Consider the following 22,688-nt stretch of genomic DNA (forward strand, 5'->3'; position numbering starts at 1 on the left):
ACGCCTAGTTGCATCGAGAATTTGAAATGGATGTTCGCCAATTTGCCTTCCTGGCCCGCCAGCCCTCCTCAGCCCTGAAAAGCCGCGAGTCGTTCTGGGGCCTGCCCAAACGTGGCCTGGCGTTGATCCTGGCCAACGCGCTGTTCTGGCAGCCGCTGCTGGCCCAGGCCGACGGCATCGTCGTCAGCGCACCCGGCACCACCGTCGGTCAGGCAGGTAATGGCGTCCCCGTGGTGAACATCGCCACCCCCAATGGCAGTGGCCTGTCCCACAACCAGTTCAAGGACTACAACGTCGGCGCCAACGGCGTGATCCTCAACAACGGCGGCGGCCCGACCCAAAACACGCAACTGGGTGGCATCATCCTCGGCAACCCGAACCTCAAGGGCGGCTCCGCCAACATTATCCTCAACGAAGTCAACGGCGGTAGCCCCAGCCAACTGCGCGGCTATACCGAAGTGGCGGGCCAGTCGGCCAAGGTCATCGTCGCCAACCCCTACGGCATCAGCTGCAACGGTTGCGGCTTCATCAACACCCCCAACGTCACCCTGACCACCGGTAAACCCATCCTCGATAACGGCCGCCTGGACCGTTACCAGGTCGATGGCGGTGCGGTGACCATCGACGGCCAGGGCCTGAACGCCAGCAACGTCGACCGCTTCGAAATCATCACCCGCTCGGCGAAAATCAACGCGCAGATCAATGCGCGCAACTTGACCGTGATTGCCGGTCGCAACGATGTGAATGCCCAGACCCTGAATGCCACCGCGCGTGCCGATGACGGCAGTGCCAAGCCGGAGCTTGCGATTGACTCGTCGGCGTTGGGCGGGATGTACGCCGGCGCGATCAAGCTGGTGGGCACCGAAGCCGGTGTGGGCGTGAAGCTGGACGGGACGTTGGCGGCCAGTGGTGGGGATATTCAGCTTGATGCCAATGGGCGGTTGAGCATGGCCAATGCCAAGGCCAGCGAAGCGGTGGTGGTCAAGGCGGGTCAGCTTGACGCCACGGGCGCGGTCTATGCCGGTACCCGTATTGACGTACAAACCACTGCAGGTTTGAGCAACCAGCAAAGCCTCGCGGCACGGGACAGCATCACCCTGACCAGCAGCGGGCAGGTCATCAACAACGGGATCATCGAGGCGGGCGTCAACGGTGATGAAAGCCGTAATGCCAACGGCGATGTAAGCCTGTCGGCGGCCACCCTGAAAAATACCAAGAGCGTCGTTGCCAGCCGCAATCTGACGGTGGTCACCGCTCAAACCCTGGATAACCAGGGCGGTACGTTGAGCGGTGCGAAAGCAGTGGTTAACGCAGGCCAAATCGATAACCGTGGCGGTCGCGTCCTCGGCACGGACTCGCTCAAGGTCAGTGCCACTGGCCTGGATAACCGCACGAATGGCTTGCTACACAGTGATAACAACGCTGATGTCACGGTGACGGCTGCGCTGGATAACCAGAACGGTCGAGTGATCGGTCTCAAGGACCTGACGCTCAATGCCGGCCAACTGACCAACGACAACGGTTTAGTGGCCAGCCAGGAGCAGGCCCGCGTAACAGCCGGCCAGTTGAGTAACCGAGCGGGCGAAATCTCCGCCAGCCAAACCACCGTTACCGCCACGACGCTGGATAACCGTTCCGGCAAACTGCTGGGCAGCAACCTCAACGTGACCGCGAGCGGTGCGATTGATAACCGCCTGGGGATTTTCTCCGCCACCAGCCTGCTGACGGTGCAATCTGCAAGCCTGGATAACAGCGATAAAGGCTCCATCGCGAGCCAGGGCAACTTGACCGCGACCATCGCCGGGCTGCTCGACAATCACAATGAAGGCAACCTGATCAGCCAGGGTGCCCAGCAGGTTTCCGTCGGGCAACTGAACAACGCCCAGGCCGGGCTGGTGTCGAGTAAAACGACCCTGGCGCTACACGGCGATACCCTGGCCAACCAGGGCGGTCTAGTGATCGCTGATGGGGCATTGACCCTGACCGGTGGCAGCGTCGATAACAGCCAAAAAGGCGTCATCAGCAGCAAGGCGGATACCCGTGTTGAGCTGACCAGCCTGAACAACAGCAGCGGCGGCCAACTGAGCAGTGATGGTCGGTTGACCCTTAATGCCAGCCAGCTCGAAAACGGCGCCGGTCGAATCAGTGCCAAGGGTGACCTGCAGGCGACTGTCGGCGTACTCAACCAACAAGCGGGTGAGTTAGTCAGCGAAGGTGCACTGAGCCTTACCGGCACCTCGGTGGACAACCGCAACGGCGGTCTCATCGCCGCCACCAACGGCGTGGGCCTGCGCAGCCAGGCCGTCCTCAACCAGCAAGGCGAGATATCCAGCCAGGCCAAAGTGCTGCTGGTGGCCGATCAACTGAACAACAACGCCGGTAAGGTGATTGGTGACAGTGGCTTGACCCTGACGGTGCAACGCCTGCTCAACCAGAGCAAAGGCCTGCTGGCGGGGCACGAGAGCCTCGTGTTGAACGGCGGTCAACTGGATAACAGCTTGGGTGGCCGCATCACCAGCCAAAAAGACCTGAACATCAACCTGACCGGTGACCTGCTCAACCAGGGCCAGGGCACACTGCTCAGTGAAGGTACGTTGACGGTCAATGCCGGCACGCTGGACAACAGCCAGGGCGGCATTCTGTCTGCCGCCAACGCCCTTTCGATCACGACTCAGGGCCAACTGAACAATCAGGCGGGCAAGCTGCTGGCCGATGGCACGGCCACGCTGGTGAGTGCTGCGCTGAACAACAGCCAGGGTGGCGTGATCAGCGCCAAGCAACAGGTTGACGTGCGCAGTGCCGGTCTGGACAACAGCCAGCAAGGCAGCATCAGCAGTGACGCCGGGATCACCCTCAATGCCGGGCAACTGGACAACAGCCAACAAGGTTCGATCTTTGCCAAGTCTACGGTCAAGGCAACCCTGACCGGGCTGGACCAACATGATCGTGGCGAGTTGGTCAGCAATACCAGCATCGAGCTGGACTTGAGCCATGGGCAACTGATCAACCGCGACCACGGTCTGATTGCGACCCCAGGCCAATTGCTGTTGAACAACCTGGGCAGCGTTGACAACAGCCAGGGCGGCGAGATTTCCAGCACGCAATCGTTCCTGTTGGCAGCCGACGCGCTGAACAACCGGGGCGGCAAAGTCATCAGTGGCGACAGCCTTCAGGTACGCGTCGCCAAGGCGCTGGATAACAGCGTCGAAGGTGTATTGTCAGCGAAGAATTTCTTACAGGTGGATGCCGATAGCCTGGACAACCAGGCCGGTGGCGCACTCGCCAGCCGCGGCGCCCTGGACCTGAAGGTCACCGGCGTTCTGGACAACCATAACCAGGGGCTGATTTCCGCTGCTACCGCGCTTACTGCAACCTCCGGCTCATTGAACAACAGCGACAAGGGCCGCCTCTCGGCCGGCACGCTGCAGACTCTCAACACCGGCGCGCTGGATAACCGCCAGGGCGGGCAACTGGTCAGCGATGGCAGCCTGACGGTGACCGCAGCTGATGTGGATAACCGCAGCGGCGTGATTGGCAGCCAGCAAGCCTTGAACCTGACCGTCGCCAACCTCGACAACGGTGCGGGCCTGATTAACAGTCAAAGCGATCTCACCTTGGTGGGCCAGCGCGTGGACTCAAGCCTGGACGGGGAAATTTCGTCCAAGGGCGACTTGAAACTCACCGTCCAGAAGCTGATCCAGCGCCAGGGCCGCTTGATCGGCGAGCGCGCCGTGACCCTCGACCTGCAAGGCGGGGATCTGGACAACAGCGCGGGTTTGATCAGCGCCAAAGGGCCGTTGACCTTCGCCCACCTGGCCAACCTGACCAACCGTGAACAAGGCGAAATCTCCAGCCAGACGGCGTTCACCGTGGCGGCCAAGCGCATCGATAACGGTGATCGCGGGGTCATCCTCAGTGCCGATCAATTGCGTCTCGAAGCGGATGCAGTGGTCAACGCTGACAAGGGTTTGATCTCTGGCTGGAATGGCCTGACGGTCGTTGGGGGCAGCCTGGACAACAGCGCCGAAGGTACGTTGTCGAGCAAGAGCGGCACCTTGCAAACCACGCTCACCGGCGCGTTGGATAACCACGCAGCGGGTGCCTTGGTCAGCCAGGGCAAGCAAACCATCAGCGCGGCCAGCCTGAACAATGATCAAGGGATTATCTCAGGCCAGGCTGATGTCAGCCTTACCGTTGCCGGTCGCCTGGACAACAGCAACAACGGGTTGATTTCCGCCGGTCAGCACCTGGATTTCAACAATGCCCAGAGTGAAATCCTCAACCGTGGCGGCCAGATCAGCGCTGCCAACATCACCCTGATCGGCCGAAGCCTGGACAACAGCGCCGGTCAATTGATCAGCCAGGGCGCCCTGGAAGGCACCCTCAGTGGTGCGCTGATCAACGCCAACAACGCCCGCCTGGCCAGTGGCGCCGCCTTGCTGCTGAACGCTTCGAACCTGGATAACCGTGGCGGCCAACTGGTCAGCCAGGATCGACTCGACCTGACCCTCGCCAACGGCGATCTGGATAACCGCGACAAAGGCACCTTGGCCAGCCAAAAAGACCTGGTGATCAAGCTGCTGGCCGGTGACATCAACAACCAGCAAGACGGCCTGATCTTCAGCCAGAAGGGCAAGCTTGATCTTGCCGCTCGAGCGCTCAATAACCAGAAGGGCACGTTACAAAGCCAGACCGACAACCTGCTGCGTCTCAGTGGCGCCTTAAACAACCAGGGCGGCCGAGTCGACAGCCTCAGTGGCAACCTGGACCTGGAAACGGCCAGTGTGGTCAACACCGCTGGCGGCGTACTCAACAGCAGCAAGGGCTGGATCAAACTGGTCACGGGGTTGTTCAACAACGGCGGCGGTATCACCCAGGCGCAATCGCTGGACATCAATGCCAAGGGCGGGTTGCTCAACCAGCTGGGGCACCTGTCGGCCTTGGGTGGTGAAAACCGCATCGTCACTACGACTTTCGATAACCAAGGCGGCGGTGTGTATGCCGACACTTTGCTCAAGGTCACGGCCAAGGATTTCGATAACCAGGGCACGGCTGCCGACAACGGCGGCAAGGTCGGCGCACGCAGCATCGACTTCGGCCTGACGGGCACCTTGAGCAATGGCTATGGCCTGATCGAAAGCGACGACGCCCTGCGCTTTACTGCGCAAACCATCAGCAACGTCGGCGGTACCCTGCGGGCCATGGGCCGCACCGGCTCCACCAACGTCAGCACATTGGGGCTGTTCGATAACCGCTTCGGCGTGCTGGAAAGTGCCAACGAAAACCTGAACCTGCAAGCCGGTAGCCTGGACAACAACGGCGGGCGCATCGTGCACACCGGCACCGGTACGTTCGACCTGACCTCTGACCAGGTCACCCGTGCCGGTGGCAGCTTTATCACCAACGGCCAACTGGACATCAAGGCCGCAAAATGGACTAACAGCAGCGTGATTCAGGCCGGACGCCTGAACCTCGACATCGGCGAGTTCACTCAGACCGCCAGCGGCCAGTTGCTGGGCGCACAAAGCCTGACCGGCATCGGCGATACCTGGACCAACGACGGCCTGCTGGCCAGCGATGGCACCCTTAACCTGAAACTTACCGGTGGCTACAGCGGCAACGGTCGGGTCAGCAGCCTGGGCGACATGACCCTCACGGCAGCCAACATGGATCTGGGCGAGAACGCGCGTATTGCCGGCGGTGCGCTCACCAAGATCAATAGCACTAACCTCCTGAACAACCGTGGTCGCCTGACGTCGATAGGCGACCTGACCGTCAACGCCACCACGTTGAACAACTACGGCACCCTGGGCGGCGCTGAAAAGGTCCGCCTGAACGCCACTCACCTGCTCAACGACAAGGGCCTGATCTTCAGCGGCAACGACATGACGTTGCGCGTCAACGATTTCAGCAACCGCTATGGCGACGTCTACAGCCTGGGCGGTCTGGACATCGCCCGGGACGACGCAAGCGGGCGCAGCGCCCTGATCGAAAACGTCTCTGGCACCCTGGAAAGCACCGGCAATATGCGTTTGCTGGCTGACACCCTGAGCAACCGTCGCGACCAATTCAGCACCGAAATGAAACTGGTGTCGGGCAACTTCGATACCTACTACGACGATTTTTGTGATGGCAAGGGTTGTGAAGTTCACTTCCGCTCGGTTGAGCGTTATGAGGATGTCGTCACCGGCAGTTCTCCCACGGCGTTTATCTCATCGGGTGCAGACCTGACGGTTGCCGCTCAAACCGTCGACAACCTCTATAGCTCAATATCGGCGGCAGGCAACATCCTGATCAACACCGGTGTACTGAACAACACAGGCGCGGCAGGTGGTGAAGATCGCCATTTTGACTCGAGCTTCTATACCCGCAATGACAGTGTGTACAACACGTTTATCAGCCGCAGGGACCAGTTCAACCTTTACAACAACCCCAACTCGGCCGACTACCGTCCCGGTGAAATGACCATAGCCAAGCTGAGGGACGGGATCGGTAACTTCTACGAGGACTCCAGCTATGTAGTGCCGACTGCCGGCAGCGTGATTGCCCCTGCCGTTATTCAGGCAGCCGGTTCAGTCACCGTTAACGCTACGCAGGAAATCAACAACAGCGTCATCCGCCCCAACGCCACGGATATCAATACACCGGCGCAAAACCGCAACACCAACTCCGACGTGTTTGCCTCCACGGTCAAACCGGCAATCACCGCGCAACTTCCGTCGGACCTCGCCCAGCGCCAGGTCAACCCGGTGACCTTGCCCGGCTTCAGTTTGCCGACCAGCCAGAACGGTTTATTCCGCCTCAGCGGCCAGGCCGCGAAGGGCGGCGCAGCGGGTAAAGCGGCCACCGGTACCGGTGACTTCACCGTGAGTGGGCGTGTGATCACCGCCGCCGAGCGCGAGAAAACCCTCGACTACAGCGCCGTGCAAGAGCGTGGCTTCAGTCTCGATGGCCAGCCGGTCAGCGGTGCGGTGAATGGTCAGGGCCCGCTGGTCCTGGACAGCCGCGCACCCTCGGTCACCCGCGTGCAAGGGCTGCCGGAAATCGCCCCGGTGGATAACAGCCACAAATACCTGATCGAGACCAACCCGGCGCTCACCGACCTCAAGCAGTTCATGAGCTCCGACTACCTGTTGGGCAAACTGGGTTACAACCCCGATGACAGCTGGAAACGCCTGGGCGATGGCCTCTACGAGCAACGCCTGATCCGCGAAGCCGTGGTAGCGCGCACCGGCCAGCGTTACATCGACGGCATCGCCAGCGACGACGCACTGTTCCGCTACCTGATGGACAACGCCATCTCCTACAAGGACTCGCTGAACCTGCAACTCGGCGTGTCGCTGACCGCCGAACAAGTGGCGGCGCTGACCCACGACATCGTCTGGATGGAAGAAGCCGAGGTCAACGGCCAGAAAGTCCTGACGCCTGTTTTATACCTGGCCCAGGCCAACAACCGCCTGGCGCCCAACGGCGCTCTGATCCAGGGCCAGGACGTAAGCCTGATCACCGGCGGCGACCTGCACAACAGCGGTACCCTGCGCGCCACCAACAACCTGAGCATGGTTGCGGGCAACATCGACAACAGCGGCCTGATGCAAGCCGGCAACCGCCTGGAAATGCTCGCCACCGACTCGATCCGCAACAGCCGTGGCGGCATCGTCACCGGTCGCGACATCAGCGCCACCGCCCTGACCGGCGACATCATCAACGAGCGCACCGTCACCACCTTCAAGCGCGAAGGCGAGCAATTCCAATTGCGCGATGACGTGGTCAGCGATGCCTCGCGCTTCGAGGCCACCGACACCCTCAAGCTCAGCGCCGGGCGTGACGTGCTCAGCGTCGGCAGCCACCTCAAGGCCGGCGGCAACGCCAGCGTGACCGCCGGGCGCGACGTAGTGATCGCCAGCCAGACCGAAGAAGACAGCGCCGCCTACCAGCGCCGCCGGGTCACGAGCACCGAACAAACCCTCCTGCAACACGGCTCCAGCGTGGAGGTAGGCGGCAACCTGGCCATCGACGCCCGACGCGACATTGCCGTGGTCGCCAGCACCGTCAGCGCAGCGAAAGACCTGAGCGTCCGGGCCGGCGAAAACCTGACCCTGGCCGCCGCCGCCAACGAAGAACACGACTACTCCAAAGGTAAAAAAGGTAAAACCAAAACCACCACCCAACTGGACACCGTTACCCAACAAAGCGCCGAACTGAAAGCCGGTGGCGACCTGATTGCCATCGCCGGCACCGACCTGACGTTGGTCGCCAGCAAAATCAGCGCGGGCAACGAAGCCTATGTGCATGCCGATAACGAGCTGAACCTGCTGGCGGCACAAGACAGCAATTACTCGCTGTACGACATGAGCAAAAAGGGCGGTTGGGGCAGCAAGAAGACGCAGCGTGATGAAGTCACTGATGTGAAAAACATCGGCAGCGAAATCAAGACCGGTGGCGACCTGACGCTGGAGAGCGGTGGGGATCAGAAGTACCAGGCGGCGAAGCTCGAGAGTGGCGGCGATATCGCGATTGTCAGTGGTGGGGCGGTGACGTTTGAGGCGGTTAAGGATCTGCGTCAGGAGAGTCATGAGAAGAGTGACAACAACGCTTTCTGGGTGTCCTCCAAAGGTAAGGGAAACACCGACGAGACCCTACGCCAGACCCAGATGATTGCCGAAGGCAATGTCGTGATCAAAGCCGTTGACGGTCTGAAAATCGACGTCAGACAGGTTGACCAGCAAACGGTGAGTCAATCCATTGATGCGATGGTCAAGGCCGATCCTCAACTGGCCTGGATCAAGGACGCCGAGGCTCGGGGTGATGTTGATTGGAGGCAGGTCAAGGAAATCCATGACAGCTTCAAATACAGCAACTCGGGGCTTGGGCCGGCTTCGCAGATCATTATTGCGATTGTGATGGCGGCGGTGGTTGGGCCGTTGGCTGCTGCCGCAGCAGGTGGCGGCGTTGGTGGCGCGGTGGTGGGTGCTGTAGCGGCGAACGCATCGACCAATGCCACCGTGAGCGTGGTCAACAATCGGGGCAATCTTGGCGCGGTGTTCAAGGACGTGACTTCTTCCGATGCGATGAAGGGGTACGTGATCTCTGGTGCTACAGCAGGCCTGACGGAGGCCTATTTTGGTGATTGGACTGGAACTCAAACAAACACACTCACCGGGAAAGTTACGACGCCGGGTCTACTGAACACTTGGAGCGGTGTCGGTCAATTCGCCGCCAACCAGACGTTGCAAAGCGGCACATCCATGCTGCTGAGCAAGGCGTTGGGGCAGGGTGGTAGCGCCAGCGATGCACTGAAAAGCGCCCTGTTCAATACCTTGGCGGCAGCAAGCTTTAATCTCGTAGGGAATTTCACTCAGGGGGAATTGACCGATGGCTACCCTCCGAAAATCATTGTTCATGCGATGGTGGGTGGATTGTTGGCAGAAGCGACTGGAGGGGACTTCAAAACTGGCGCCTTGGCGGCCGGTGTCAATGAAGCGGTCGTCGTTGAGCTGAACAAGCTGGTTAAGGGTAATGAAAACCTGCTGACCATGAGTTCGCAGATTGTCGGTGTGTTGGCGGCGGCGGGGCAGACGGATGCTGATGCGGCGAAGCTGGAGAAGGGGGCTTGGGTTGCGAAGAATGCTACGCAGTACAACTACCTTAACCACGACCAACTCAAGCAAGCCGCGAAGGAACTGCGGACCTGTAAAGATGCGTCGTGCCGTGAGGCGCTCTTATCTCGCTATAAGGAACTGAGTTTTGCCCAGGACCTGGAAGCAGCAGCGGCTTGCTCAGCCAGCATAGCGAGCTGCGCGGCTTACTCCCGAGAAGTGGCCAATACCATGGCCAATTTGGATGATGTATACCAAACACTTGGCGACGGCCCCACTCAGGAGTTGGAAAGTCTGCGGCAATCGAACCTGGGCTTCCAGGAAATGCTTGCGACGTTTAGTGCCGGACATACCTCTAGCGCAATCGCTGAAGCGGTGCAGCAAAAATGGGGATTGTCGGACGAGCAAACCAAGGTCGTTGCGGATAACCTGGTTCTGGTTGCTGCGGGTGGTGTGGCTGCAATTGCTGCTAAAAAGGCTCTTGCTAAGGCGTTTGGTGGTGCAAAAGGACCGGGCGCTGTTCCGAATCTTACTGAACGTGGTACGTTAACTAATGTTTTCCCAAATGACCCTGCTATTGCGCAGCGACCAATAAGGACTCTTGTTCAAGACTCATCTGGTCGTTACTGGTTGCAAACTCCAGGTGGCAGCAAGATAACGCCATCAGGATCATATGATTTTGTAACAATGCCTGATGGAGCAGTTCGAGTCAGTAGACCAAATGTTAATGAGGCTTTTTCGACTCACCTTGGACTTAGCGGTGGAGGGGATGTCAAATATGCAGGTTCTATACGCTTTGGGAATAATGATGGTCCAAATCGAGGAACAATAAGTCAGTGGACTAATAGTTCTGGGCATTACAAGCCGCCAGCATCGTTGAGTAGTAACTCCGGGCTGCCAGAAAATTTATTTAGCCCGAAGTAGGTTTGATATGGATGAGCGACAGAGAGTGTTGTGCGCACAGCTTGTTAGCATGAGTTCTGATCAGGCTGCTGATTGGCTAATAACTAAGTATCCGATAGAGTCTGCTGATTGGGGAGAAGCATTGCTACTTATTCCCCATCGTACGTGGAAGCGTTCTGATCAGAAGCGATTAGCAAAATATTACTTTAAAAAATTACCTTTTTCTGGGCCGAGGGGATATGAGTCATTTGCGGCCATTATGTCTATAAAGTTATTGCTTGGTTGTGTGGCGGAAGCTATTCCGACAGAGGCGTCAAGGGTTGAATTACTGCTTTATTATTTGATTCCAGCTTTAACTGGGGCGGCTAAAAATGACTCGGACAGACAGTTAATTAGAAATTTTGTTATGGGGCTTTAGTTGGTTATTTGAAGTGCTAAAATATCCCCGGTACTGCCGATGGTATAGTTTTTTACTCCGCTGTAATCAACGGCGCAAAGGTGCAGGTAGTGGCACGCTTCAAAAAGAAACGGGGTCAAAAAGTGGAAAACGGGGTCAGACCACGGTTTTATAATGGGTTGGTGTCTTTTATTGTGGTCTGACCCCTATTGTTTCGGGAGAGTTTCCTGTCGTAGGTTATGGTTCAAGAGGGCAGCCAATAGTTGATTTCGGCAAAAATATTGGTGTTGATGGCACATCGGGCTTGGCGACAAGATACGGAACAATACATTCAGGCAAAAGCGGAGCGCATATTGTTCCAACAAATCCTACTACTGTCGGAGCGAAACCATGAAAGCTTTCCCAGATTGGTTAGTCTTATGTGTTTGGCGTGCTCTGATTGGTGAGATATATTTTGCAATAAGGGCGATTGCTGTTTCACTGTCAGATGATGGAACATTACTTATTCGTTACTATCTTGACAGACCGCCTACAGACTTTGATTGGGAAAGCTTAGAGGTTGTTGCTACAAATATTTCAGCCTCAATTGGTCAAGAAAAAATTTCTCACGTAGATTTAGATTGTAAGTTTGTACTTGGTTCAATAGGGCGTCTTGAGTGTCTCGATGGCTTCATCTACTGTCGCCGAGAATATGATTTGTAGGTGCAAAAGGAATAAATTCCCCTTCGGCACCACGTAATGCAAGCAACCTTGCAGGCGGTCCGCTGAGACAAGCGGACGTTTTAAGCTTGTTGGTGGGCCAGTTAATGGAACGATGTATAGAGCGGATAACCAAGGGAACATTACCAGCTATGCTGTGTATGATTCGGCGGGAATGATTATTAAGAGAGTCGACGTTACTGGGGCGGCGCATGCGAATGTGTCAACGCCGCATGTGATTGAGTACGGTAGAAATAAATTGCCAGACGGGACGATAAAAGTTCAGTCGCCCTCGACAAAACTAGCACCAAGGCCTGCTAAATCGGACGAAATTCCATAATGAAAATTAACACAGTTAATCCCTTGGTCGGCTTGGCACGTTATGAGCTCTGGAAGTCAGGTTGGGCGGAAAAAGACAAAGTTGATGAGTTTTCTTATATAAGTAACATGTGTAATCCTGAGGATGTTTTGTTATCGTCCAAGATATTTTTCCCTGATTTTGTTGTTGCTAAGGAGGGTGTGTTTTTAGAAAATAAATATGATTACGAGATTTTTAGTTGTTGGTTTAAGCAATTCGATGGTGACCTGCAAGCAACTGAAAAAATGATCAATCATACTCATCTGTATGATGTCTTTGATGGATGCTCTGAAGATATCGATGATAGCGTATTTGAACAGTTGGCAGAGGTGGTTGCGTTATCATGGCGGTTAGTTTTGAGTAATAAATTTCCTGAGAGGAAATTTAATGTGGAGGTTTCAAACTCGGATCAAGATTATGGGCCAGTGGTTACTTTTTACGAGATAATTTAAAGCGGAACTTGGGTCGGGCCTCGGAAAAAGGAACTGAATAATGCATTCCATACCGCTAGAGCATGCCATGCTAAGAAAAAGTTAATTTTCTACGTGGAAAAAACGGTGAAAAAAACGGGGTCAAACTACGATTTCTAATGATTTTCGCGAGTCGAATTTTTAGCTTTGGCTTACGAGACTTTGCTCTTTAATAATTTGGTTTTTATTTTTGTGTTCTTGGAAGTTTCAGCTTAGCCAAGTTGGGCGGTAACAAAAAAACGGGGTCAGACCACGATTTCTAATGGTTTTTGCGAGTCGAATTTTTAGCTTTGGCTTACGAGACTTTGCTCTTTAATAATTTGGATTTTATTTTTTGTGTTCTTGGCAGTTTCAGTTTAGCCAAGCCGGGCGGCTGCAAACCGCCCATTTTTATTTATGAAATTTGCGAACTCAACCGTCGCCCAATCACGTCCATCAAATCGCAGCCATCACGCAATGGAATGGCTAGCAGATGCGCAAAGTCGTGAAGGATAACTGCGTCACTACTGACCTCCTCCCGGAAGGCGATATTTTCCAGTAGTTGAGTCACGGCTCTGATGCGGTGCGCGGCAGCATCGTGCAGAACGTCGAGCGGCGCCTGAGTGTCGATCAAAAGGGCGGGGATTGTGCAGTCGTGGCCCGTGAGGGGCATGTATCGGTTCATGTTTTGGCTCTCTACTTAAGTGGATGCCAGCACTCAAACGTCGCCAAACGTATGGGTGGCAGCTGTACGCAGGTTGGCGAACCGGTAGTAGAGAAAACCGGCAGACCCGGAGGTCTCCCGCGCACAGCCGCCATAAAACGACTTTGCGGGTGCGCAAATGACCGCAAAAAGCCATCAGCTTGCGCATTCTCTACTATCAGGTCGCCAAACCCGAATCGCTATCTGAGCGACCGGCGGACTATAAGCCTCATGCCCGAAAAGGTGCAAGGCGCCAAGCCCCCTGTAACAACTCCGATTAACCCACGACATCGTCTGGATGGAAGAAGCCGAGGTCAACGGCCAGAAAGTCCTGACGCCTGTTAACAACCGCCTGGCGCCCAACGGCGCACTGATCCAGGGCCAGGACGTAATCCTGATCACCGGCGGCGACCTGCACAACAGCGGTACCCTGCGCGCCACCAACAACCTGAGCATGGTGGCGGGCAACATCGACAACAGCGGCCTGATGCAAGCCGGCAACCGCCTGGAAATGCTCGCCACCGACTCGATCCGCAACAGCCGTGGTGGCATCGTCACCGGCCGCGACATCAGCGCCACCGCCCTGACCGGCGACATCATCAACGAACGCACCGTCACCACCTTCAAGCGCGAAGGCGAAAAATTCCAACTGCGCGATGACGTGGTCAGCGATGCCTCGCGCTTCGAGGCCACCGACACCCTCAAGCTCAACGCCGGGCGTGACGTACTCAACCTTGGCAGCAACCTCAAGGCCGGCGGCAACGCCAGCGTGACCGCCGGGCGCGACGTAGTGATCGCCAGCCAGACCGAAGAAGACAGCGCCGCCTACCAGCGCCGCCGGGTCACGAGCACCGAACAAACCCTCCTGCAACACGGCTCCAGCGTGGAGGTAGGCGGCAACCTGGCCATCGACGCCCGACGCGACATTGCTGTGGTCGCCAGCACCGTCAGCGCGGCGAAAGACCTGAGCGTCCAGGCCGGCGAAAACCTGACCCTGGCTGCTGCGGCCAACGAAGAACACGACTACTCCAAAGGCAAAAAAGGCCAGACCAAAACCACCACCCAACTGGACACGGTTACCCAGCAAAGCGCCGAACTGAAAGCCGGTGGCGACCTGATCGCCATCGCCGGCACCGACCTGACCCTGGTCGCCAGTAAAATCAGCGCGGGCAACGAAGCCTATGTGCATGCCGATAACGAGTTGAACCTGCTGGCGGCACAAGACAGCAATTACTCGCTGTACGACATGAACAAAAAAGGTGGCTGGGGCAGCAAGAAGACGCAGCGTGATGAAGTCACTGATGTGAAAAACATCGGCAGCGAAATCAAGACCGGTGGCGACCTGACGCTGGAGAGCGGTGGGGATCAGAAGTACCAGGCGGCGAAGCTCGACAGTGGCGGGGATATCGCGATTGTCAGTGGTGGGGCGGTGACGTTTGAGGCGGTTAAGGATCTGCGTCAGGAGAGTCATGAGAAGAGCAAGAGCAGCCAGGTCTGGACGAGCTCCAAAGGCAAAGGCAACACCGACGAGACGTTGCGTCAGACGCAGATGATTGCCGAAGGTAGCATCGTCATTAAAGCCGTCGACGGTTTGAAGATTGATATCAAGCAGATCGACCAGCACACCGTAAGCCAGACCATTGATGTGATGGTCAAGGCCGACCCGCAACTGGCTTGGCTGAAAGAGGCCGAGAAGCGTGGAGACGTGGATTGGCGCAAGGTCCAAGAGGTTCACGATAGCTTTAAATACAACAACTCAAGTTTGGGTGGTGGTGCGGCATTGGTCATCGCCATCATTGTCACTTACTTCACCTGGGGGCTCGGCGCAGGGCTTGTCGGGGCTGCTTCCACAACCACGACGGGACTCGCCGCGAACTCGGTGTATACCGCTGTAGCCATAAAAGGCGCGACTAGTACGATCAATAACAAAGGAAACTTAGGTGCTATCGCCAAGGACGTGACGTCTGGTGAAAGCCTGAAAGGCTATGCAATCGCGGGGGCCAGCGGTGCTATCGCGAAGTTCGCCGGAGTCACCGGTGAACTCACCACATCTGACCTTGGCAGGCAATTGGCGGTCAATTCGGCGCTGCGAACTGTCGCGAATGGTGGCAGTTTTACTAAAAATATTGGTCAAGCAGCTATTGATCTGACCGCCAGTCTTCTCTCTGGAATGATTTACGAGCGTGTGGGCACTGAGCTCAGTGGTTCTGGTCTTTCCACAAAAGTGGCGGTGCATGCGATTGTCGGGGGGCTGATCGCAGAAGCGGCAGGGGGGGATTTTGCCTCTGGTGCTATTGCAGCCGGCGCGAATAAAGCGTTGATACAGACTTTTGGGGCGGAAATATTTCCTGGGGAGGCTCATGAGCGCGTATTGGCGTTGACCTCACAGTTGATCGGGATGACGGTCGCAGCAGGAGTTGGTGGCAGCAGTAAGGACCAAGAGGTTGCTGGGTGGGTTGCGCAGCAAGGTACCGTTTACAACTATCTGGAGCAGTCGGACATTAAGGCGTTTGCTTCCGGGATGAAGAGCTGCGGTGCCGATGAGGCATGTCAGAAGAACAAATGGGACAACGAGCGGTTTAACGAGGAAAGCCTATACAAAACCGAGTACGCGATGGGCATCACCAGTTCTCTCCTCGCTAAAGACAAGCTGCCTGGAATTATTGTCGCGTTGGATGACCTGATGGCAATGCAGTGCCAGACACAGGTTTGTGAGAGTTACAAAACTGAGTTGGTGGATAGATCTGTAGCGGCTGCAGAACATTTGGCCAAGCAGATTGCAGACTGGGGTCCTTCGATGGACCGGCTAGCCTTGATAAGCGGCAGTGGGGCCGGTGGTGGTAGAGTCGAGTCTAGGCCTCGGTTGCCGGGGGATACCGATCCGGCAGGGTTGGCGCAGCTGGAAAAGGCGATAAAGTATTTACAAGGTGCAAAAGCGACAGCCGAAGTCGTGCCCCCCGCGCCTATTGTTACTTCTGGTGCGACTCGGACAGGTGTTGTTCGTACAAATGCCGCAGACTGGAGAGCACTGCGTGATAATTGGGATGACCTTGGGTATGGTCAAATCTTAAGTACTGAGAATCGGGCTGCGATTGCTAAAGGGCGGACTCCGAAAGTCGATGATGCATGGGTTAAAGTTTTTCCTGAAGATGCAGGGCTAAAGGGTGAGAGAATTCCTATGCACCATGTCCAGGGTTCGCCACTTACTGTGCCACTGCCCGATACACGGCATTTGGACGCGCATATGCCAGGAGGGTTTAGATATAATCCGGGCGGTCCAGGGTCGGCTCTCCCGGCATACCCGCCGAAAAAAGGAGTTGAGTAATGCGTTCCATACCGCTAGAGCATGCGAAGCAAAAGTTAATTTTCTACGTGGCTCAGGATTTGGATCAGTCCATTAGATCTAATGTGCAGCAGCTTGTGAATGAGGTTGCCGCATCAAGAATATGGAGCATTGCTCCGCCAACCTTTATTGATGCGATAGACGAAGGGGGTGCGGAAGTAGTAGGTGGGATGTTGGAGCTTTATTCGGCTTTGCAACCAAACATACTCTCTATTGATATGGACTCGAAAAACCTAGATGAAGTAGAGGAACTGATCTATGCCATAAAAAAACTATCTGAAAAAGAAAGTCTTTCCTTTGAGTTTCAGTTAGATACTGTTTTTGTTGGTGCCATTGATGATGGTGTTATTGATCGAGTCCTGCTGGAGGGTCTGCTTGTGCCGTGGCGAAATCACATCAAGGGGAAAAGTTGATCTGGGAAAAAACAGAAGAAACGGGGTCAGGCCACGGTTTTTAATAGTTTCTGCGAGTTGGACTTTTAGTTTTGACTTACGATATTTCGCTCTTTAATAATTTGGATTTTATTTTTGTGTTCTTGCCGGTTTCAGCTTGGCCAAATTGCGAGAGGGGAATGGAGGTAGACCACGTTTGTAGAGATGCTACAGATTCTATTTTTGCGTTTTTTAATAATCGATAAAATTTTTTGAAATTATTGCAGCTAATCAAGTCTCTGGTGGACGACTAATCTGAAAGCTCTTTTATTGGAAAAAGAGTTCATTATGCCTCGGCGTCCCAGAGTTTTATTGCCCGGTGTTCCCTTGCATATTATTCAAAGGGGGAATAATCGCTCAGTTTGTTTTTATTCGGAAGATGATTATATTTTTTACATTAAGAATTTAGCCGAGTTGGCTGGTGTGCATGGTTGCGAGGTTCATGCGTGGTGTTTGATGACAAATCATGTTCATCTGCTCTTGACGCCTAGCTGTATATCCGGAGCTGGTTTATTGATGAAGGGGTTGGGTCAGCGCTATGTTCAATATATTAATCGTACGTATCAGCGAACGGGGACCCTTTGGGAGGGGCGCTTTCGCTCTTGCATAGTTCAGCAAGAAGAGTACGTTCTGGCGTGTTATCGCTATATTGAACTGAACCCGGTCAGAGCAGGAATGGTAGATCATCCAGCTGAGTATCGCTGGACTAGTTATAGGGAAAATGCCCAGGGAGAATCATCGAGCTTTATCAAGCCTCATGCTATCTACAACGAGTTAGGTTGTGATGTTTCTCGACGGACAGAAGCGTATCGGGCCCTTTTTAAAGGGCCGCTTGCTCCAGCGCTTATCGACCAAATTAGGACCTCTACAAATGGTAACTATGTATTGGGTGGGTCTAAATTCGCGTTGGAGATCGCTCAGGCTCTGGGTAAAAGAGTTGCTCCGGGGATAGCTGGGCGCCCGAAGAAGCATGTTTGTTAGTCGCGAAACTGTGGTCTGACCCCTATTTTCTTAAAGCTAGTTCATCTGGTAATGCCCAAGTCTACACGGTCGAAGGTGGCACTACAGGGATTAAGAAAGTTCAATATAGCCCATCTACTGTTGGGGATGATATTTTATCAACTCACAAAGGAGAGTACTACAAGCTTACTTATAGTGATGGGAGTAAGGTTAAAGTTGTCGATCCCGGGAGTTACAGGCCGACTTTTAATAGTGAGGGGCCTATTTATGATGCTAATACAAGGTATTTGAACCCTCAGGGGCAAAAAGTGATATTCAATTCCACCACTAACAAGTGGGTGCCAGAATGACACCGTCTAACTATTTCTCAGTATCTTGGGCGGCACCAATTGTGCCATCAATATCTCTTGCAGGCATACCGCTGGGTGTCAATGCAGAAGTGCTGGGTCGTGTGTTGCTTAAGTATTTAGTTGATGCGGCCAGTCAGCTGTACAAATTTGAAAGTGCACCAAGCCTTCGATTAAGAACGCATGGTCTGGACGAGTTTGGAAATGGCGGTTACTCTTTTTCTTTGTTTGATGATGCAGTTATTAATGACCTGCTAAAAGGGACTCCCGCTCTATCAATAATGATTAGGGAGGGGAAGGTTTATGCTATTAAAGTTTACGATTTCAGTTTTTCTGGGGAGTTTGCGCAAGAGTTTGTCTATAAGGGTGTTTTGCCAGCAGGTATCGGGTTGGGTAGTTTGGTTTCGGATCTATTGCCATTTACATCTTTAGAGTTTGACAGCGCCGAGGAGTGGTTCTATACCGATCAGGACTATGTCGGGCTTGAAGTTACCGGCTGGGGAGTTTCTCTGGAAGATCATCCCGATCAAATTATTACTGCTTTATGTGTGATACCAGGGGCGATTGCTCAAGTCTAAGCAAGAGAAAAGGGGGCGGATTTACTTTTCACTCATTTGCTAGGCTGTATAAAAATAAATCCGTCCCCTTTTTGCGCTAGGCAGGAAAACGGGTCAGACCACGGTTTTATAATGGGTTGGTGTTTTTTATTGTGGTCTGACCCCTATTGTTTTCCGTGGCATCGTCAACCGCGGCACTATCAGCGCCGACGGCACAGCCATTTTTGTCAATGTTGACAAGCAAACCTCTCCCTTCGAAATCAACCAGCAAGCCGGCGAAATCCGCAGCAACTCCGGCACCGCCATCGACGCAGCCCACTTGGCTACCCTGAACTGGACCGGCGGCAAAATCGTCGGTGACGTGCTCAACGTCAACGCCGTGAACATTGCCGGCCAGGCGGACTTTACCGGCAACCGCATCATCGCGCCGGTAACCATCAACGCAGGCTCCCTGAACCTGTCGGCCCCCGGCACCATCCTCACCGGTGACCTCAATGTCGCCAGTGGCGCAGGTATTGATATGCGCCTGGCCAACAGCGTCGTGCCAACCACGCCGTACCTGACGGTCAACGGTGCAGCGAATTTCGCTCAGGCTTCGAAGGTGACTTTGAGTGCCAATCCGGGTGATTTTACCGCCGTGCCGAGTGGCACCGAATACACCCTGCTGCAAGCCAGCAGCGTGCAGAACAATGGCCTGACGGTTAGCAGCACCTCGTCGTTGCTGGATGTGCTCAGCTACTCGTCTGACGCGCAAACGGTCAAGGCCGTGGTGGGCTTGAAGAGTAATCAGCAGGTGAAGGAGGAACTGGTCAGCGCTGGCGCTGCTGAGTCGGTCGTCACCGCAGTTAATGAAGTGAAAAATGATGTGCTTGGGCAACTGGGCACGAACGATCCGGTGTTCCAGGCCCTGGCCAACGCGGGCACGGCGCAGCAGTTGGCGCAGGTCGGTGATCAACTCAAGCCGGACGTAAACCGTGGTGCGTTGGATGTGGCGTTGTCGGGCCAGACTGTGATCAATGGCGCGATCCTCAATCGCCTCACCGGCCAACGCGATAGCCGCGAAGCCGTTGGCGTGTGGCTGCAAGGCTTGAGCAGCAACATGGATCAGGATGGTCGTGGCGGCAATAACGGTTATTCGGCCAACAGCAGTGGTATGGCGGTGGGTGTGGATGGTCGGGTGAACGACAGCACCACGCTGGGCGTGGCGTACAGCTACCTCAATTCCAATATTCATTCGGACTTGGGCAACAAGACCGAAGTACAGGGCAACGCGCTGTCGCTGTATGGCAACTGGTCGCTGCAGAACTGGTTTGTCGACGCCAGTTTGAGCTACGGCCATAACGACAACGACAGCAAGCGCCATGTGGCCGGTACCACGGCCAAGGGCAGCTACGGCAGCGATGTGTTGTCGGCCAGCGTGCTGGGCGGCTACACCTTCAAGCTGTCGGACGCGGTACTGGTTGAACCGCGAGTGGCGGCACGTTATTCCAGCGTGCGCATGGACGGCTTCAACGAGAAGGGTTCTTCGGCGGCGCTGAGCACCGGTTCGCAACGTTATGAAGTGGGCGAGTTGGGTGCAGGTTTACGTCTGGCCGGCAACTTCCCGTTGTCCACGGGCAGCCTGCAACCGGAAGCGACCTTGATGGCTTATCACGACCTGATGGGCGACCGCGTGGCGCAGACCTCCAGCTTTGTGATGGGCGGGTCGGCGTTCACCGTCACGGGTGCATCAGTGGCGCGTGACAGTTACGAAGCCAGCCTGGGCCTGAACTATCAAGTGTCGGCGCTGACGGTGGGTGCCAGCTACACCCGTCAGGCTCGTAGCGGGTTTGATGCCGACGGCGTGATGGTTAAGGCGCAGTACGCGTTTTAGTCGTCAACGGGGCCCTTTTGTGGCTCCCAACTGCTTGTGCTGGGCGAAACACCTTGAGAACCCCTCTCAACCCCGTAAAATGCTGCGGCAATAGCAACATGACATCATTCAGGGACGAATTCAGACATGCACATGTTTAGCCTCACTTCAGGCACTTGTTCTTTCGAGCACTGTGCCTCGACGTGTGCGCACGACGCTTCTCTCTCTCCCGTTCAACCCCACCAGACCGCGATTACTTGCGCGACGCCTGCGCGATTGCATCTGCGCTGTTTGCCCACGGTTTGATTCCCATAACACCGAGCACTGCTGATTTCCTCACTTAGGAGCACCACGTGAAAACACTGTCCAAAATCCTGTTGTCGGGCTTCACCGCCGCAGCGCTGCTGGCGCTGGCCGGTTGTGCGGCCACGGAAAGCTCCCGCGCCTTGCCGGTCGAGAAAGTCGCCAGCGCCAGCGTCGCTTATTCCGGCGTGCGTGTGCCGATTGCCGTGGGCAAGTTCGACAACCGCTCCAGCTACATGCGCGGGATCTTTTCCGACGGTGTGGATCGCCTCGGCGGTCAGGCCAAAACGATCTTGATCACCCACTTGCAGCAGACCAACCGCTTCAGCGTGCTGGACCGCGACAACATGGGCGAAATTTCCCAGGAAGCCGCGATCAAGGGCACCGTGCAGAAGCTCAAGGGCGCTGATTACGTAGTGACCGGCGATGTGACCGAGTTCGGCCGCAAAGAGACTGGCGACCGTCAACTGTTCGGCATCCTCGGCCGTGGCAAGACCCAAGTGGCTTACGCCAAGGTCAACCTGAATATCGTCAACATCAGTACGTCCGAAGTGGTGTATTCCACCCAGGGCGCCGGTGAATACGCGCTGTCCAACCGCGAAGTGATCGGCTTCGGCGGCACCGCCAGCTACGACTCCACCCTCAATGGCAAGGTCCTGGACCTGGCCATGCGCGAAGCGATCAATCGCCTGGTAGACGGCATCAACGCCGGTGCCTGGAACCCGCGCAACTAATAAGAAAAACGCCAAGGAGCAGTACACGGATGAGCAAGGCAGTGAAGTTGGCGCTGATGCTGACAGCAATCGCGACGGTCGCCGGGTGCCAGACGGCGCCCAAACCTCTCTATCAATGGGAGAGCTACCAGCCGCAGGTTTACGAGTACTTCAAGGGTGAGCCCAAGGAAGCCCAGGTTGAGGCGCTGGAGCGCGATCTGCAAAAGATCAACGCCAGCGGCCACCAGGCCCCGCCGGGCTACCACGCCCACTTGGGCATGCTGTACCTGAGCATGGGCAAGGATGACCAGATGGTGCAGCAGTTCCGCACCGAGAAGGCGTTGTTCCCTGAGTCCGCGGCCTACATGGACTTCCTGCTCAAGAACGCCAAGACCGGAGACGTCAAATGAACCTGTTGAAACTCTCGACGGCCTTGTTGGCCCTGGCGTTGCTGGGCGGCTGCGCGGCACCCAAGACTGTGGATTATTCGGCGTTCAAGCAGGCGCGGCCCAAGTCGATCCTGGTGCTGCCGCCGATCAATGAATCCCCTGAGGTGCAGGCGTCCTATAGCCTGGTGTCCCAGGTGACGTACCCGCTGGCCGAAGCCGGTTACTACGTGTTGCCGATTGCCCTGGTGGACGAAACCTTCCGCCAGAACGGCCTGACCACGCCCACCGATATCCAGGCCGTGGCGCCGGGCAAGCTGCATGACATCTTCGGTGCGGACTCGGCGCTGTACATCACCGTCACCGAGTACGGTACCAAGTACATGTTGATCTCCAGCGACACCGCGGTGACCGCCTCGGCCAAACTGGTGGACCTGCGCACCGGCACCACCTTGTGGACCGGTACCGCGCGGGCCTCCAGCGAGGAAGGCAACAACAACGGTGGCGGTCTGGTCGGCATGTTGATTTCAGCGGCGGTCAAGCAAGTGATCAACAGCTCCACCGATGCGGCGCATCCGATTGCCGGTGTTGCCAGTGCGCGCCTGCTGTCGGCGGGCCAGCGTACCGGGATCCTGTACGGGCCACGTTCGCCTAAATACGGTTCGGACTGATTCATCTGCGGCAAACA

At 55.9% G+C, this 22,688-nt stretch carries 14 protein-coding genes and 1 pseudogene; 14 read left to right on the plus strand and 1 reads right to left on the minus strand.

The features are described from left to right. Window positions 1-26 precede the first annotated feature (26 nt). The 6 genes and pseudogenes from HKK55_RS29445 to HKK55_RS26365 all read left to right on the plus strand — a co-directional run bounded on the left by HKK55_RS29445 (window position 27) and on the right by HKK55_RS26365 (window position 12,408). Window positions 27-10,523 (plus strand): filamentous hemagglutinin N-terminal domain-containing protein, encoded by a 10,497-nt coding sequence (locus HKK55_RS29445; RefSeq protein WP_272902575.1) that lies wholly within the window; start codon window positions 27-29, stop codon window positions 10,521-10,523. A 49-nt stretch (window positions 10,524-10,572) separates the two neighbouring features. Then, on the plus strand, window positions 10,573-10,920 hold the full coding sequence (locus tag HKK55_RS26345) for a hypothetical protein (protein ID WP_169357281.1): 348 nt from the start codon (window positions 10,573-10,575) through the stop codon (window positions 10,918-10,920). 238 nt (window positions 10,921-11,158) lie between these two features. Further along, window positions 11,159-11,293 carry a polymorphic toxin type 50 domain-containing protein gene (locus tag HKK55_RS29515; protein ID WP_369127693.1) on the plus strand — a complete coding sequence of 45 codons (135 nt, stop codon included), beginning with the start codon at window positions 11,159-11,161 and terminating at the stop codon, window positions 11,291-11,293. Continuing rightward, on the plus strand, window positions 11,290-11,601 hold the full coding sequence (locus tag HKK55_RS26355; protein ID WP_123718929.1) for a colicin: 312 nt from the start codon (window positions 11,290-11,292) through the stop codon (window positions 11,599-11,601). The genes HKK55_RS29515 and HKK55_RS26355 overlap by 4 nt, the downstream gene beginning before the upstream one ends. Window positions 11,602-11,704: 103 nt before the next feature. Continuing rightward, a pseudogene (locus HKK55_RS29520) lies at window positions 11,705-11,938 on the plus strand (polymorphic toxin type 24 domain-containing protein); the annotation flags it as partial. After that, the gene (locus HKK55_RS26365; protein WP_169357283.1) at window positions 11,938-12,408 is read left to right on the plus strand and encodes a hypothetical protein; all 471 of its coding nucleotides are present in this window, start codon (window positions 11,938-11,940) and stop codon (window positions 12,406-12,408) included. The pseudogene HKK55_RS29520 and the gene HKK55_RS26365, both read left to right, overlap by 1 nt. A 412-nt stretch (window positions 12,409-12,820) precedes the next feature. On the opposite strand, the gene HKK55_RS26370 is transcribed toward HKK55_RS26365, so the two are convergent. Beyond that, window positions 12,821-13,078 carry a hypothetical protein gene (locus HKK55_RS26370; protein ID WP_169357954.1) on the minus strand — a complete coding sequence of 86 codons (258 nt, stop codon included), beginning with the start codon at window positions 13,076-13,078 and terminating at the stop codon, window positions 12,821-12,823. Between the two features lie 328 nt (window positions 13,079-13,406). On the opposite strand from HKK55_RS26370, the gene HKK55_RS26375 reads away from it, so the two are divergent. The 8 genes from HKK55_RS26375 to HKK55_RS26415 all read left to right on the plus strand — a co-directional run bounded on the left by HKK55_RS26375 (window position 13,407) and on the right by HKK55_RS26415 (window position 22,671). Next, window positions 13,407-16,433, plus strand: a complete 3,027-nt coding sequence (locus tag HKK55_RS26375) for a hemagglutinin repeat-containing protein (RefSeq protein ID WP_178128863.1) — start codon at window positions 13,407-13,409, stop codon at window positions 16,431-16,433. Continuing rightward, window positions 16,433-16,864 (plus strand): hypothetical protein, encoded by a 432-nt coding sequence (locus tag HKK55_RS26385; RefSeq protein ID WP_169357284.1) that lies wholly within the window; start codon window positions 16,433-16,435, stop codon window positions 16,862-16,864. The genes HKK55_RS26375 and HKK55_RS26385 overlap by 1 nt, the downstream gene beginning before the upstream one ends. 345 nt (window positions 16,865-17,209) lie before the next feature. Continuing rightward, a complete protein-coding gene (locus tag HKK55_RS26390; RefSeq protein ID WP_237151296.1) occupies window positions 17,210-17,863 on the plus strand; it encodes a transposase in 654 nt (217 codons plus the stop codon). A 325-nt stretch (window positions 17,864-18,188) separates the two neighbouring features. Beyond that, entirely contained in the window at window positions 18,189-18,767 is a 579-nt protein-coding gene (locus tag HKK55_RS26395) for a hypothetical protein (RefSeq protein WP_336604602.1), read from the plus strand. A 298-nt stretch (window positions 18,768-19,065) separates the two neighbouring features. Next, window positions 19,066-20,619, plus strand: coding sequence for an autotransporter outer membrane beta-barrel domain-containing protein (locus HKK55_RS26400; RefSeq protein WP_237151297.1), 1,554 nt, complete (start codon window positions 19,066-19,068; stop codon window positions 20,617-20,619). A gap of 332 nt (window positions 20,620-20,951) precedes the next feature. Next, on the plus strand, window positions 20,952-21,635 hold the full coding sequence (locus HKK55_RS26405; protein WP_169357286.1) for a CsgG/HfaB family protein: 684 nt from the start codon (window positions 20,952-20,954) through the stop codon (window positions 21,633-21,635). Window positions 21,636-21,664: 29 nt separating this feature from the next. Then, window positions 21,665-22,024: a DUF4810 domain-containing protein gene (locus HKK55_RS26410; RefSeq protein ID WP_155585412.1), complete on the plus strand. Its 360-nt coding sequence runs from the start codon at window positions 21,665-21,667 to the stop codon at window positions 22,022-22,024. Continuing rightward, the gene (locus HKK55_RS26415) at window positions 22,021-22,671 is read left to right on the plus strand and encodes a DUF799 domain-containing protein (RefSeq protein WP_155585413.1); all 651 of its coding nucleotides are present in this window, start codon (window positions 22,021-22,023) and stop codon (window positions 22,669-22,671) included. The genes HKK55_RS26410 and HKK55_RS26415 overlap by 4 nt, the downstream gene beginning before the upstream one ends. Window positions 22,672-22,688: the final 17 nt, after the last annotated feature.

Origin of the sequence: Pseudomonas sp. ADAK18, from assembly GCF_012935695.1 — a bacterium.
Taxonomy (GTDB): domain Bacteria; phylum Pseudomonadota; class Gammaproteobacteria; order Pseudomonadales; family Pseudomonadaceae; genus Aquipseudomonas.